The organism is Clostridium sardiniense, assembly GCF_050584765.1.
Lineage (GTDB): Bacteria > Bacillota > Clostridia > Clostridiales > Clostridiaceae > Clostridium > Clostridium sardiniense_A.
The window spans coordinates 176,946-191,186 of sequence record NZ_JBNOOR010000003.1 but is presented as its reverse complement, the minus strand read 5'-3'; the positions used below and the strand labels follow the sequence as shown (position 1 = coordinate 191,186).

Genomic DNA, 14,241 nt, shown 5'->3' with positions numbered 1-14,241 from the left:
AAGATTTATGGAATATGCAGTTGAATTTAAAAATGTAGTTAAAGAATATAAGCTATATAAAAATGATAAAGATCGTTTTAAAGATTTATTCTGGGGAAAAAGATATACTCCTTTTAGAGCAATAGATAAGCTAAGTATTGGATTACCAAAAGGTGAGGTTATAGGTATCTTCGGTAAAAATGGATCAGGAAAATCTACTATACTTAAAATGGTAACTGGAGTTGTATATCCAACAGAAGGTGAAATATTAGTAGATGGTACAGTATCTGCATTACTAGAACTTACAGCAGGATTCGATGGAGAACTTACAGGAAGAGAAAATATTTATCTTAAAGGTTACTCAATGGGACTTATAAGAAGTGAGATAACTAAAAAGTTAGAGGATATAATTGGATTCTCAGAACTTGGAGAATACATAGACCAACCTGTAAGAATGTACTCAAGTGGTATGAAGGCTCGTTTAGGTTTTGCTATAGCAGTTAATATTGATCCAGAAATATTAGTTGTAGATGAAGCTTTAGCAGTTGGTGATGAAATATTTAGACAAAAATGTATGACAAGAATGGATAAATTCAGAGATGAAGGAAAAACAATTCTTTTCGTATCTCACTCATTACCTCAAATGAGATCATTCTGTACAAAAGGAATGTGGCTTAATGAAGGAAAGCTTTTATCATATGGAGATATTGACGAAGTTGCAAATCTTTATAAGCATTATTTAAATGGGGTACCAGTAGAGACTATATTAAAGAATATGGAACAATACAAGGACTTTGTAGAGATAAAGCAAAGCTTAACTGATATTGATATGTTCTCTGATAAAGTTGAATTCAAAGGTTATGTTGAAGTTTTACCAGAAAATAAAGAATTTAAAATTGATAGTATTACTTTAAAACAAGATGATGAAGAAGTTGAATTTAAGAATTTCGAATTTGAATATAAAAAAGAAGCTAATAGAATTGAATATGTATGTACGCTTAAGTTTGATGAAATACCAAAGGGATATTTCACAGCGGAGTTACACTTAGATGTTCAAGGTGAAAGATTTATAAGACAAATGTGGTGCATGAATAAGGTCGGAAAGTTCATGGCGCAAGAATATAATTTATCTTTATTAATAAAAAATAATAGATTAAAGGTAAAGAGAAATTAATAATAAGGGTAGTGTTTATCACTATCCTTATTATTTTAAATAACAAAAAATTGTGATACAATTATAATAATATGGAAAAAGTAAATGTAATATATATTTAATACAGTTAATCACAAAATAATATATTATTAAATTATAATAGTATAAGATATATAACTATACAGAAAATTAGTTAAGTGACGAAAAGAGATAGCATAAAATAAAGATATGCATAGGAGTGATAATATGATATACGCAGAGATATTAGCAGGTGGAAAAGGTACTCGTATGGGTAACACTGAAATGCCAAAGCAATTTTTAAAAATTGGTGATAAGCCAATAATAATTCATACTGTTGAGACATTTTTATTAAATACAAGATTTGATAAAATAATCATAACAACACCAAAACAATGGATTCAACACACTAATGATTTAATAAATAAATACATACCAAAAAATCTAATAGATAACATAGTTATATGTGCAGGTGGTGCAGATAGAAATGAGTCAATAATGAGTGGTATAAGATATGTCGAAGAAAAATTCGGAATAAATGATGACGATATAATAGTTACTCATGATGCTGTAAGACCATTTTTAACTCACAGAATAATAAATGATAATATAGATGCTACTTTAGCGTTTGGAGCTTGCGATACTGTTGTTCCAGCATTTGATACAATAGTAGAATCAGTTGATGGAGATATAATAAGTGATATTCCAAGACGTGATTTCATGTATCAAGGTCAGACGCCACAAAGTTTTAATATAAAAGAATTAACTAATTTATATAATTCATTATCAGATGATGAAAAGAAAATATTAACTGATGCTGCAAAGATATTCGTTGTTAAAGGAAAACATGTTAAGTTAGTACAAGGAGAAGTATTCAATATGAAAATAACTACTCCATATGACTTAAAACTAGCAAATGCTTTAGTGAGGGATGAGATAAATGATAAATAAGGTATATAGATTAATTGCACCTAAGCAAATCACTGTAGAATTTGAGGAGAGAAGCTTAGATGGAGAAGGAATAATTATAAGACCTACAAGATTATCAATATGTGCAGCAGACCAAAGATACTATACAGGAACAAGAGGAAAGGAAGCTATGAAAAAGAAACTTCCTATGGCTCTTATTCATGAGGGTGTTGGAGAAGTTATATATGATCCAAAAGGAGAATTTAAACCTGGTGATACAGTAGTTATGATACCAAATACGCCAACACAAGTTGACAATGTAATAGCAGAAAATTACTTAACAACAAGTAAATTTAGAGCTAGTGGTTATGATGGCTTTATGCAGCAATATGTATTTATGGGAAGAGATCGTATCATAAAATATGATAATATAAATCATGATGTTGCTTCATTCTTAGAGCTTATAAGCGTATCAGCACATTCAATAGATAGATTTGATAGAAAAGCTCATAAGAGAAGAAATAAAATAGGAATATGGGGAGATGGGAATGTAGGATTTATAACTGCATTAATACTTAGAAAGAAATTCCCAGAATCAGAAATAATAGTTTTCGGTAAAAACGAAGAAAAATTAAACTTCTTCTCATTTGTAGATGAAACTATACAAATAGACAATATTCCAGATGATTTAAGAGTAGATCATGCTTTTGAAGCAGTTGGTGGAAAAGGAAGTCAATATGCAATAGATCAAATAATAGATTACATAAATCCAGAAGGTACAATTGCATTACTTGGAGTTTCAGAAAATCCAGTGCCTATAAATACTAGAATGGTTTTAGAAAAGGGCTTAACATTTGTAGGAAGCAGTAGAAGTGGAAGAGTTGATTTCCAAGAAGGAGTAGACTTCTTAGAAGCTCATGAAGATGCTCAAAACCAATTACAAAAATTAATTTCAGCAGTAATTGATGTAAGAGGTATTGAAGATATAATAAAAGGATTTGAGCATGACTTAACAACTCCATTTAAAACTGTTTTAAATTGGAGAGTTTAATATTAAAATAAAGACCCTTTTATAAGGGTCTTTAAATATATCTTAAGGTGAGGATTTTAGTACATGAAAACATTAGAGAGAGTAATATTAAAATACCTATTAAGGATTGTATATTATTGTTCTTATATATTTCCGGTAAAGAAAAGAATAGTGTTCGCAACTTATAGAAATGATACTATGAATGGGAATTTTAAATATATACATGATGAAATAGAATCAAGAAATTCAGAATATGAGTGTAAGTTCCTTTATGAAAAGTTTAATAAAGGAGCAAAAGGAATAATAACGTATTTTATTCACATGATGAAAGCTACACATTACATGGCAACTTCAGAATACTTCTTAATAGATGATTTCTATTTTCCAGTATATACAGTAAGTAAGCTTAGAAAAGGTACAGAAGTAGTTCAAGTATGGCATGCATGTGGGGCGTTTAAAAAGTTTGGATTTAGTATATTAGATAAAAACTTTGGTGCCGATAATAATTATGTTAAGTATATACCTATACATACTAATTATTCACACGTATTAGTAAGTTCAAAGGAAGTAGCTAAATATTATGCAGAAGCTTTTAATATGAGTGAGGATAATATTGATCCTATAGGAGTACCAAGAACTGACATATTCTTTAACGATAAAATGAAGGAAGATGCTATGAACAAAGTTTATAGTAAATATCCAGAGCTTAAGAATAAAAAAATAGTATTATATGCACCTACATTTAGAGGAAATAGTCAATCTGATGCAAGGATGGATATAGCTTTTGATGCAGAAAAAGTAGTAGATACATTACCAGATGATTATGTATTGGCTCTTAAAATGCATCCATTTGTAAAAGATAGTATAAAGATAAATAATGATAGAATAGTCAACTTATCAGATTATCCAGCTATAAATGATATATTAGTTATGACTGATTTACTTATTACAGATTACTCATCTATAGTCTTTGAATATTCTTTATTAGAAAGACCAATGATATTCTATGCTGATGATCTAGATTCATATGAACATGAAAGAGATTTCTATTATCCATACGAAAGTTTTGTACCAGGACCTATAATTAAGAATACAGATGAGCTTATAGAAGTATTAAATAATAGTGATTGCGATTATGAAAAAATAAAGTCATTTAAAAATAAATTCTTCGATTATACTGATGGTTTAGCATCTAAAAGATTTGTAGATAAAATAATCTTAAAGAAAGATATTTAGGTGAGAATATGAAAAAAGTTATATTTATATCATCAACTGGTGGACACTTATCTGAATTAATGCAGTTAAAGAGTATATTTAAAAAATATGATTATCATATAATAACTGAAAAGAATGATACTACTTTAAAATTAAGAGAAGAGTATGGAGATAGAATAGATTATTTAGTATATGGAGCTAGAAATTATATGCTTAGTTATATGTTTAAGTTCCCATATAACATAATAAAATCATTGTTTTTATATATGAAAATAAAGCCAGATATAATAGTAACGACTGGAGCTCATACAGCAGTACCAATATGTTATATTGCAAAGTTATTTAAAAAGAAGATAATATTTATCGAAACATTTGCAAGAGTAAATTCTCAAAGTATGTCTGGTAGGATGATAAATAAAATTGCAGATGTATTTTTAGTTCAACATGAAGAGATGGTTGATGTTTATGAAAATGCAATTTACAAAGGAGATTTATATTAATGATATTCGTTATTTTAGGAACTCATGAGTTAGAGTTTAAAAGAATGTTACAGTATTTAGAAGATATGAATATTAATGAGGAAGTTTTAATCCAATCAGGGAATACAGAGTTTTCTTCAAAAAAATATAAGGTAATACCTTTTTTATCACCAAAGGAATTTGATGAATATATAAATAAGAGTGATCTTGTTATAACTCATGGAGGAGTTGGTTCAATACTTACTGGGCTTAGATATAAAAAGAAAGTAATAACTATGCCAAGGCTTTCAAAGTATAAGGAACATAATGATGATCATCAATTAGAAATATGTAATAAGCTATCAAAGGAAGGATATACAATTAATTGTACAGATTTTGATTCATTAAATGAAGCTATTAAGAACTACAAGGAAATAGATTTAAAGGAATATGTATTTGATAATAGCAAGCTTATTAATTTTATAAATGACACTATAGATAATTTATAGTTTGAATCTAAAGAGAGACCTATATAGGGTTTCTCTTTTTTTATAGCGATAATTATTATATGTATTATACTTCTCTTTGAATTAAAGTTGTATTTAAAGGTTAAATTAATTATAAAATAGAATATTTAAGGAGAATTATTATGAAAGAAGGCACTCTGCTTACAGTATTTAGTGATCATAATGAAAGTGGGATAATTCTAGCTAAAAAATATAAGTTTGAAAATATAATTGTTTCTGAATGTAATATGCATAAAGAAGAGATATTTAATAATTTGGAGGAGATATATAAAGAAAATAATAATGGTAGTAAAATTGAAATAGTAAAAGATGATATAGACAGTATAATAGATAGGCTTAAAGATAATGAGAATAGACTTATAATAAATCTAACTTTAGATGATACATTAAAAGCACTTAAACTTCTATATAAATGTAGAGAACTTAATATAGATGGAGTATATGTTGATATATCTAAAAAGAAAGAATATTGGTTTAAGAAGAACTTAAATATATTAGAAGAAGAGCTTGTAGATTTAGATATAGAAGAAATGTTTAAATCGAATGGGAATAATATAATATCTCATGAGTGTAGACTTACAAATAATAGTCAGATACTAGACTTTGCTAAGATAATCTATGAAAATATGGATACATGGCATAAGTACAAACAAAGGCTATATGATACAGAGATATTTTCACACGATTATACGAATCAAAGAATAGTTACTATAAATAAAGAAAAGCTATGTGATGAAGAGAAAACTATCTTATTTAAAGTAATAAGCAATCTTAAAAAATTAAATTTAATAGATGTAGAAGAAGATAAAAATATAAAAGTTACATTTTTAAATGATTATCTAAAAGGATTTATATTTAAAAGTGGAACTTGGCTTGAAATTCTTACAGAAAGTATAGTTAAAGAAATAAATTCTATAGATGATGTTAAAAGTGGAGTTGTATTTATGTGGAATGAACTTCATGGAAATATAAAAAATGAATTAGATGTTGTAGCTATTAAAGATTCAGTTATGGTATGTATATCTTGCAAAGATAGTGCAAAGTATGATGAAAATACACTTAATGAATTAAAGGTATATAGTGATAGAATTGGTGGGGAAATTTCTAAAAAAATACTGATAGCTACTAAAAAGCCAAATAAATCATCAGTGATAGATAGAGCAAGAGAGATGGGAATACATTTAGTTATACTTGATAGAGATATAAATATCTTTAAAAAAACATTAGAGAATATAATAAACAAAATAACTCAAGATTAAATCTTGAGTTATTTTACTATAGTATTTTGGCACCTATTTTTTCACCCATAACTACCTTTGTCTCATATCCTAAATTAGTTTGATTTATTATATCATCATCGATTTTAACTATCCCTTTTTTTAGGAATACTATAACTGTTGATCCACCAAACTTAAAATATCCTTTTTCATCGCCTCTATTGACGTGTTTGCCTACAGTGTATGATTGAATTATACTACCAACACATGTTGCCCCTACTTCAACATAGAGTACATCATCAAAATTATCTGATTTAAATACTGACCATTCACGTTTATTTTGACAGAATAACTTAGGTATTTTATCAACTGCTATAGGATTTACTGAATAGTAATTCCCTCTTATAAAGTGATTTGGTCCAGGTATACCAGAATCTATGAAATGATATCTATGATAATCTGTTGGACAAAGTCTAAAAATTAAACAAGTTCCGCCATCATATTCTTTAGCAACATTTGAATCTCCAAGCAATTCCTTTAAGCTATATGTAATTCCCTTAACTTGAACAATTTCATTCATATCTATGTTTTCATAAGCAAAGAGTCTTCCATCTGCGGGTGACATTAATTTATTAATATCATCTGGAATTGGACGAGCATTTGGTAGTACCGTTCTTGCAAAGAAATCATTAAATGTTATAAAGTCAGAAGCTTCCTTAGAATATATATCCATATCAATATTAAAATCTTCTATAAATTGTGGTATTTTCTTTGTACTTAATTTAGTGTCACAGAAAAGTCCATACATTTTAGAGCAAAGTTTTTTCTTAATTAATAATTCGGTAAGGCGTTTGCCAGCAGGTGATTGATAGCACCATTCTAAATACTTTCTTCCAGCTACCTTTTCTTCCTCATGTGATTTTGTAGTTCTGTTGTATACAAGTATCATTAATTACTCCTTTGTTACTTTTATTGGAAATTTCTTAGTAAATATAATAAAAGTATAGTAGAAATCGTTTGTTAATGCAAGTTATAGGAAATTCTGATACATAATAATAGGAACTTCCAATTGATATTAGCATCGGAATAGGTTAAAATCTAATAGTAGTTTAAATATGATTAGATATTTTATATAAATTTATACTTAATAATATAAATTTTATTTTTATTATTGTAAGTTAAAATTATAACAAAGTTTTTGTTTAAGAGAGTTTTAAATTTAAATTAATGGAGGTACGTCTTTTAGGATGAAAAAATTAGTTATTAATGACAAGGAAATCCAAGTTGCGGAAGGTACTAATATATTAGATGCAGCGAGAGCAAATGGGATTGATGACATTGCTACTCTTTGCTATTTAAAAGAGTGTGGAAATGTTGGAAAGTGTGGAGTTTGTGCAGTAGAAGTTGAAGGTAAACCAAACCTTGTACTAGCATGTCTTACAAAAGTTGAAGATGGAATGGTTATAAGAACAAACACAGAAAAGGTTCAAGAAAGAGTGAAATCTAGAGTTTCAGCTTTATTAAATAAACATGAATTCAAGTGTGGACCATGTTCAAGAAGAGAAACTTGTGAGTTCTTAAAATTAGTTATAAAGAGTAAGGGAAGAGCAACAACGCCTTTCTTACCAAAAGATAAAAGTGAATATGTTGATGAAAGAAGTAAATCAATTACTATAGATAGAACAAAATGTGTACTTTGTGGAAGATGCCAATCAAGCTGTAAAGTAAAATCAGGTACAGAAGCTATAAAGATAGCAAACTTTGATGGAACTAGAATGGTAGCTCCAACAGATAATAAATGTCTTGATGATACAAATTGTTTATTATGTGGACAATGTGTATCTGCATGTCCGGTAGCCGCGTTAGAAGAGAAATCACATATTGAAAGAGTTGAAGAAGCTTTAGCTGATCCAGAAATGCACGTATTAGTTGCTATGGCCCCTGCTGTAAGAACTTCAATGGGTGAATTATTCAAAATGGGTTACGGGGTAGATGTAACTGGTAAATTATATACTGCTTTAAGAGAATTAGGATTCAATAAAGTATTTGATATAAACTTTGGTGCTGATATGACTATAATGGAAGAAGCTACTGAGCTTATCCAAAGAATACAAGCGGGTGGACCATTCCCAATGCTTACATCATGTTGTCCTGCTTGGGTGAGACAAGTTGAAAATTACTATCCAAATCTTATAGATAATTTATCAACAGCTAAATCACCTCAACAAATATTTGGTACTGCTACTAAAACATATTATCCTCAATTAGCTGATATTGATCCTAAAAAGGTATTTACAGTAACTGTTATGCCATGTACAGCTAAAAAATATGAAGCTGATAGACCAGAAATGGAACAAAACGGATTAAGAGATATAGATGCTGTTATTACAACAAGAGAATTAGCTAAAATGATAAAAGCTAGAAAGATAGACTTTGCTAACTTAGAAGACGGAGTTCAAGATCCTGCAATGGGAGAATACACTGGTGCTGGAGTAATCTTTGGAGCAACAGGTGGAGTTATGGAAGCTGCAATAAGAACAGCTAAGGACTTTGTTGAAAATGAAAGCTTAGAAAATGTAGAATATCATGAAGTAAGAGGATTAGATGGAATTAAAGAAGCTACTGTAAAGATAGGTGGAAAAGACTATAACCTAGCTGTAGTTAATGGTTCAGCAAATCTTTTTGAATTCATTGAAAGTGGAAGACTTGATAATAAACAATACCACTTCATCGAAGTAATGGCATGTCCTGGTGGATGTGTAGATGGTGGTGGTCAACCACATGTAAGTGCTACAGATAGAGAAAAGATAAATGTAAGAGCTGTAAGAGCGTCTGTTTTATATAATCAAGATAAAAACTTTAAGAAGAGAAAATCTCATGAAAATGAAGCTTTATTAAAGATGTATGAAACATATATGGGACATCCAGGTCACGGAAAAGCTCATGAGTTATTACATCTTAAATACAAGAAAAAAGATAAAAAATCAGAAGAAATTGTATAATTCTGTAGAATAATCTGTAATTTAAATATATCTCATGCTATAGTAAGTGTGAGATATATTTTTTTTATTTATGGAGGTAATATGAAGATACTAGCGAGTGATTTTGATGGAACTTTATTAGTTGATAAAGAGATTAATCAAAAGGATATTGAGGGAATAAAGAGATTAAGGAAAGAAGGACATAAATTTATTGTATCCACTGGAAGAACTTTTTTAGGAATGAAAGATGTCTTAGAAAAATATGAGTTAGAATTTGATTACTTAGTGCTTTGTAATGGAGCATTAATACTAGATAAAGACCTTAAGGTTATAAAAAATAGTATGATAAGTTTTGAAGTGGTAGAAAAGATTATTAAAGAATTTTCACAAGAAGAAAATACAATGGTTTATTTTGATAATGGAAATGGAATGAATTTAATTGAAAATCCTAGTGTTGATTTAAATAATCTTGAATTCTTTGCAGAATTAGATGTTGATGTGGCATCAAAAGAGGATATATTAGAACTGAAAAGTGGGGCACTTATATTAAGTGTATTTGCAGCAGATGGTTCAATAGAAAGAGCTGAAAAAATAAAAGAAAACTTAATAGGTATGTTTGGAGATAAGCTTGGAATATTTAGAAATCAATTCTTTGTTGATATAGTATCAAAAGGTTCATCAAAGGGAAATGGACTTACAGAGGTACTAAAACTTGAAAATAAGGATTTTGATGATATATATACAGTTGGAGATTCTTTTAATGATGTATCTATGTTTAATATAACTAATAACAGTTATACATTCAATAGGGCAGAAGAGGGCGTAAAAGAATATGCTAAGAATCATATAGACTTTGTCCATGAAATTGTAGAGAACATAATAAAATAATGAAATGGATATTTTAAGAATATAAAGGTTAACTCATTTAAATAAGTTAACCTTTAATAATATCCAATTTAAGCAATAAAAAGTATAAAAATGTTTATAAAAAATATATGTTTATTTGCTATATATACTTTGGAAAATAGTATGATTTAAATAAAGGCATTATAGAGAAGGAGCTTTTTACTATGAAATTATTTAATAGTATTAAGAATGGAGCAATAAGAGCAGATAGTATATTAGCTAAAGTTAAATTCGAAGTATTAGCTGTAATATTAGTTTTAGCTATAGGATCAATGACATTATTTATTAAACCTTTAATAGGCATGGCTAATAATGGTGACTTTTTTAGAATTATAAGTCAAAATGATCTTCATTATTTAAACAATAATCCAGAAGATCAGCAAGATGAGCATTTTAAATACTTTCAAAAAGATTACGGTATTAATCAGTATCATAGTGATAACAAAAGAATGCTTATATCAACTCAATCTATTCTAATAAAGCCAGCAATTATGTTAAATGAATTAATTACTGGCAATAATAAAATATTTGATATTCGATTTTTGTCAGCTATATTACTTGTATTTCATGCAATAGCTGCTTATATACTAGTAAAAGTATTTACATCGTACTTAAGAAGGCCAGTATTTAAGTTAACAATAACTTTATTATACATATTTATTTTTATGAATACTGGCTATATAGCATATTTTAATTCTTTCTATGGCGAAGGAGTTAATATACCATTCTTTTTATTAAGTATAGGGATACTACTCTATATGATAAGGTTTAATAAATTTACTTGGTATAACTTAATTGCTTTTTTTATTACATCTTTTATATTCTTTGGAGCTAAGCAGCAATTAGCGCCTACTGGTGTATTACTTGGGATTTTAATGTGGAGAATAATTCATTACACAAATAAATTATCAGTGAAAATACTATCTTGTGTAATGGCAATAGCCTTTGTTGTGGGAGCAGGATTTTTTTACAAATCAATAGAAGGAGACTTTGACTATATAAATAGATATCACTCATTAAATAGAGGGATTCTTTTAGATGAAGGAGATGCAGATAAAATATTAGATGATATGAATATAAATAATCAGTATTCACTGCTAGAAAATACAATATATTTTGTAGATGTCCCTCAAATTGATTTAAAGAATAAAGATCTTATTAAATCCTATTATGATCATTTTACGATAGATAAAATAATTCTTTATTATGCTACACATCCGAAGGATATGTTTAAGATGATTGATATAGGATTCAGAAATGCTTATTATATAAGGCCAGTTACACAAGGAAATTATGAAAAAAGTGCAGGAATGGAGCCAGGTGCTAAATGCTATTTCTTTAGTGGATGGAGTACATTTAAGAGTGAATATTTACCTAAAACATTTATTGCATCTATGATTTATATAATATTATTTTTCATTTTATCTATTAAGAGATATAAGATTTCAATATATGAAGATGATGATAGTGGGCGATTAATGGAAGAGGCTTATTTATATATATTCTTAATAGGGTTAGTCCAAATAGCAACATCATTAGTTGGAGCGGGAGATGCGGATCTTTCTAAGCATGAATTTATGTATAACATGTCTTGGGACATAATGCTTTTATATTTTGTATTAAATTTATTAAAGAAAAAGGACATTGAGGAGGTTTAAAGAGTGGGTTCATTAGATATAAGAAAGAAAATAGACTTAGCAGTAACTATACTAATAGTATTTTTCTTTGGAATAGGGATCACATTTAATATATTAAAACTAGAATCAAGTTTTGAAAATTATATTATGTTTTTAATTTTAGTAATTGTTATGATTATATCCTATTATACAAATATAACATTATCGCTAATAGTATCCTTAGTTGTAGACTTTGTATATATGAGTATAAAGCTTTATTTTGCATTAGGTGGAAAGAGCAGTATCAATATTAGTACATATTTTTGGATCATTTCTATTGTTATTTCAGCTATATTAATATCTAATATATCAAGTCTTATTTTTAGAATGCAAAAAGAGATAACTGAACTAAGAGAAAGAAACAATAATCTTGTAATGATCGATCACGAAACAGGCATGAGAAACTCAAGAGCTTTTATGAATGAGCTACCAATATATATAAGCATGACAAGGAGAAGAAAAGATATTCCTATAACTGTGATGGTTGTAAATATAAAGCATAGCAGCAAGATAAAAGGGTTTCTTGGAGAAGAGAGGTACAAAGATGTCATAGCTTTCGCCTCAAGTAGAATAAGTAGTTTATTAAGAGGTGAAGACAGAAAATACATTATCAATGATTCAACTTTTGCGTACATATTATTATCCACTGAAGAAGGTGCAAGAGTAGTAATGAAAAGACTTAAGGAAGAAATAAATAAGATAGTTTTAGATGAGGATAGTTTACTTGGGGGATTGAACTTAGAAATACAAGTTGGATATAAGACTTGGAGCGAAGATATAAAAGGTCCAATTGATTTCTTAAGGAGAGCAGAAGCTGAGGTTGAGTATGATGTATAAAAAATATAAAAATTATATTTTTTATATTTTTATTATAGCTGTTTTATTTGGGGTACTTCCACAAAGGAAAGCTTCTGCTTCAACATTGAATAATATAATCATATTATATGATAGCTATACTCAGTATGGAGAAAATAAAAATACCCTAAATTATGTAAATGAAATGGCATTATCATTTGGCGGGAAAGTAGAGATAGTTAACTTTAATGATTTTAAAGATGAGTTATTTAGAGATAACAGTAGTGTAATTATATTAAGTAATGATGATAATAGTCTAAGTAGAGAGTTGAAGGATAAAATCAAAAACTTTAAGGGTATTATATTCTGGATAGGAAAGAATTATGATGAGTTTAAAGGGCAATCTAATATAACGCATATTGGTTTAAATTCATTAAATAGTTCTACTCAAAAAAAGATTTTTGAGGCATTTAATGAAAAAGAAGTATGGATTCATAAGAAATATTTTATGTTGGATAATGTTAATCCTTTTATAGATTTAAATGAACTAGTAAATAAAATAGATTATTTAAATAGTCATGGGATTCAATTTTTTATTAGTGCAATACCTATATTTGAAAATACAGATTTTAATGCAATGAAGAGATTTGCAGAAGTACTTAGGTACGCTCAATGTAAAGGCGGATATGTAATATTGCACGGTCCATATATTATGGAAAAGTCAGTGCCTTCAGAAGATATAATTAATAAAAGTGAAATAGGATATCAAAATTATTTGAACTATCTTATATATCCATTAGGCTTTGATATACCAGATTTCTTTTTATATAGAGACGATATGAAGCAATTTCTTGAAAAGACAAATACAATCTTTATAAGTGGTGATGAAGATATAGGGGTTCAAAATCCTGGACATTTTAAAAATATTAAATTTAATAATGTTATAAATAAGGTAGATTATACAAAGATAAATGATATTAAATATCGGGATTTTAAAGATATTGCTATATCTGTGGATAATAGTATACCTTATGATAAGTTTAAAAATATTGTAGATGAACTTAGTAATTCAGAGGTCTATTTTAATGATCCAAGATATTTAAATATAGAATTGAAGATAAATAATAATACAATAACATCGGGGATGAGTGGTACTTTTTTAGATGGAAGTCCAGTTACTCAAAATAATTTTATAAGCCAAGATGACTTTGCAAAAGCAGTAGGGGAGAATGGTGGCTTAGAGCAAAATAAAAAGTTAATAAGCATTGAAAAGCCTAAAAAAATAATTATAACAATAGCGGTATCTTCAAGCATTATTTTCTTAATAATAGTTATATTGAGTAGGAAGAAAGACAAGAGGAAGTACTTCAAATAAGG

At 28.0% G+C, this 14,241-nt stretch carries 13 protein-coding genes; 12 read left to right on the top strand and 1 reads right to left on the bottom strand.

All coding sequences use genetic code 11. From position 1 onward, the window contains the following. Positions 1–7 precede the first annotated feature (7 nt). The 7 genes from ACQPUW_RS14705 (at position 8) to ACQPUW_RS14675 (ending at position 6,548) form a co-directional block, all read left to right on the top strand. A complete protein-coding gene (locus ACQPUW_RS14705) occupies positions 8–1,153 on the top strand; it encodes an ABC transporter ATP-binding protein (RefSeq protein ID WP_430838249.1) in 1,146 nt (381 codons plus the stop codon). A gap of 225 nt (positions 1,154–1,378) precedes the next feature. Next, complete coding sequence (locus ACQPUW_RS14700) at positions 1,379–2,101, top strand: IspD/TarI family cytidylyltransferase (RefSeq protein WP_430838248.1); 723 nt, start codon at positions 1,379–1,381, stop codon at positions 2,099–2,101. Continuing rightward, entirely contained in the window at positions 2,091–3,110 is a 1,020-nt protein-coding gene (locus ACQPUW_RS14695) for a ribitol-5-phosphate dehydrogenase (RefSeq protein ID WP_430838247.1), read from the top strand. Before ACQPUW_RS14700 ends, ACQPUW_RS14695 begins: the two co-directional genes overlap by 11 nt. Positions 3,111–3,173: 63 nt before the next feature. Continuing rightward, a complete protein-coding gene (locus ACQPUW_RS14690) occupies positions 3,174–4,325 on the top strand; it encodes a CDP-glycerol glycerophosphotransferase family protein (RefSeq protein WP_430838246.1) in 1,152 nt (383 codons plus the stop codon). A gap of 8 nt (positions 4,326–4,333) precedes the next feature. Further along, the gene (gene pssD, locus ACQPUW_RS14685; RefSeq protein WP_430838245.1) at positions 4,334–4,804 is read left to right on the top strand and encodes a PssD/Cps14F family polysaccharide biosynthesis glycosyltransferase; all 471 of its coding nucleotides are present in this window, start codon (positions 4,334–4,336) and stop codon (positions 4,802–4,804) included. Next, on the top strand, positions 4,804–5,271 hold the full coding sequence (pssE, locus tag ACQPUW_RS14680) for a PssE/Cps14G family polysaccharide biosynthesis glycosyltransferase (protein ID WP_430838244.1): 468 nt from the start codon (positions 4,804–4,806) through the stop codon (positions 5,269–5,271). Before pssD ends, pssE begins: the two co-directional genes overlap by 1 nt. Positions 5,272–5,411: 140 nt before the next feature. Beyond that, positions 5,412–6,548 (top strand): Card1-like endonuclease domain-containing protein, encoded by a 1,137-nt coding sequence (locus tag ACQPUW_RS14675; RefSeq protein ID WP_430838243.1) that lies wholly within the window; start codon positions 5,412–5,414, stop codon positions 6,546–6,548. A 16-nt stretch (positions 6,549–6,564) separates the two neighbouring features. Here ACQPUW_RS14675 and ACQPUW_RS14670 read toward each other — a convergent pair whose 3' ends face one another. Next, entirely contained in the window at positions 6,565–7,455 is an 891-nt protein-coding gene (locus ACQPUW_RS14670; protein ID WP_430838242.1) for a phosphatidylserine decarboxylase, read from the bottom strand. Positions 7,456–7,753: 298 nt separating this feature from the next. Between ACQPUW_RS14670 and ACQPUW_RS14665 the strand changes: the two genes are divergently transcribed. From ACQPUW_RS14665 to ACQPUW_RS14645, 5 genes are all read left to right on the top strand, one after another. Beyond that, positions 7,754–9,508 carry a ferredoxin hydrogenase gene (locus ACQPUW_RS14665; RefSeq protein WP_430838241.1) on the top strand — a complete coding sequence of 585 codons (1,755 nt, stop codon included), beginning with the start codon at positions 7,754–7,756 and terminating at the stop codon, positions 9,506–9,508. An 81-nt stretch (positions 9,509–9,589) separates the two neighbouring features. After that, entirely contained in the window at positions 9,590–10,375 is a 786-nt protein-coding gene (locus ACQPUW_RS14660) for an HAD-IIB family hydrolase (protein ID WP_430838240.1), read from the top strand. A gap of 182 nt (positions 10,376–10,557) precedes the next feature. Next, entirely contained in the window at positions 10,558–12,051 is a 1,494-nt protein-coding gene (locus ACQPUW_RS14655) for a hypothetical protein (protein ID WP_430838239.1), read from the top strand. Between the two features lie 3 nt (positions 12,052–12,054). Further along, positions 12,055–12,906 (top strand): GGDEF domain-containing protein, encoded by an 852-nt coding sequence (locus ACQPUW_RS14650; RefSeq protein WP_430838238.1) that lies wholly within the window; start codon positions 12,055–12,057, stop codon positions 12,904–12,906. Then, complete coding sequence (locus ACQPUW_RS14645) at positions 12,896–14,239, top strand: DUF2334 domain-containing protein (protein WP_430838237.1); 1,344 nt, start codon at positions 12,896–12,898, stop codon at positions 14,237–14,239. The genes ACQPUW_RS14650 and ACQPUW_RS14645 overlap by 11 nt, the downstream gene beginning before the upstream one ends. The last annotated feature ends 2 nt before the right edge of the window (positions 14,240–14,241 follow it).

What these genes read in the sequence shown, in the direction of transcription:
- ACQPUW_RS14705 (WP_430838249.1), top strand. Translation starts at nt 8, where the DNA reads ATGGAATATGCAGTTGAATTTAAAAATGTAGTTAAAGAATATAAGCTA.
- ACQPUW_RS14700 (WP_430838248.1), top strand. Translation starts at nt 1,379, where the DNA reads ATGATATACGCAGAGATATTAGCAGGTGGAAAAGGTACTCGTATGGGT.
- ACQPUW_RS14695 (WP_430838247.1), top strand. Translation starts at nt 2,091, where the DNA reads ATGATAAATAAGGTATATAGATTAATTGCACCTAAGCAAATCACTGTA.
- ACQPUW_RS14690 (WP_430838246.1), top strand. Translation starts at nt 3,174, where the DNA reads ATGAAAACATTAGAGAGAGTAATATTAAAATACCTATTAAGGATTGTA.
- pssD (WP_430838245.1), top strand. Translation starts at nt 4,334, where the DNA reads ATGAAAAAAGTTATATTTATATCATCAACTGGTGGACACTTATCTGAA.
- pssE (WP_430838244.1), top strand. Translation starts at nt 4,804, where the DNA reads ATGATATTCGTTATTTTAGGAACTCATGAGTTAGAGTTTAAAAGAATG.
- ACQPUW_RS14675 (WP_430838243.1), top strand. Translation starts at nt 5,412, where the DNA reads ATGAAAGAAGGCACTCTGCTTACAGTATTTAGTGATCATAATGAAAGT.
- ACQPUW_RS14670 (WP_430838242.1), bottom strand. Translation starts at nt 7,455, where the DNA reads ATGATACTTGTATACAACAGAACTACAAAATCACATGAGGAAGAAAAG.
- ACQPUW_RS14665 (WP_430838241.1), top strand. Translation starts at nt 7,754, where the DNA reads ATGAAAAAATTAGTTATTAATGACAAGGAAATCCAAGTTGCGGAAGGT.
- ACQPUW_RS14660 (WP_430838240.1), top strand. Translation starts at nt 9,590, where the DNA reads ATGAAGATACTAGCGAGTGATTTTGATGGAACTTTATTAGTTGATAAA.
- ACQPUW_RS14655 (WP_430838239.1), top strand. Translation starts at nt 10,558, where the DNA reads ATGAAATTATTTAATAGTATTAAGAATGGAGCAATAAGAGCAGATAGT.
- ACQPUW_RS14645 (WP_430838237.1), top strand. Translation starts at nt 12,896, where the DNA reads ATGATGTATAAAAAATATAAAAATTATATTTTTTATATTTTTATTATA.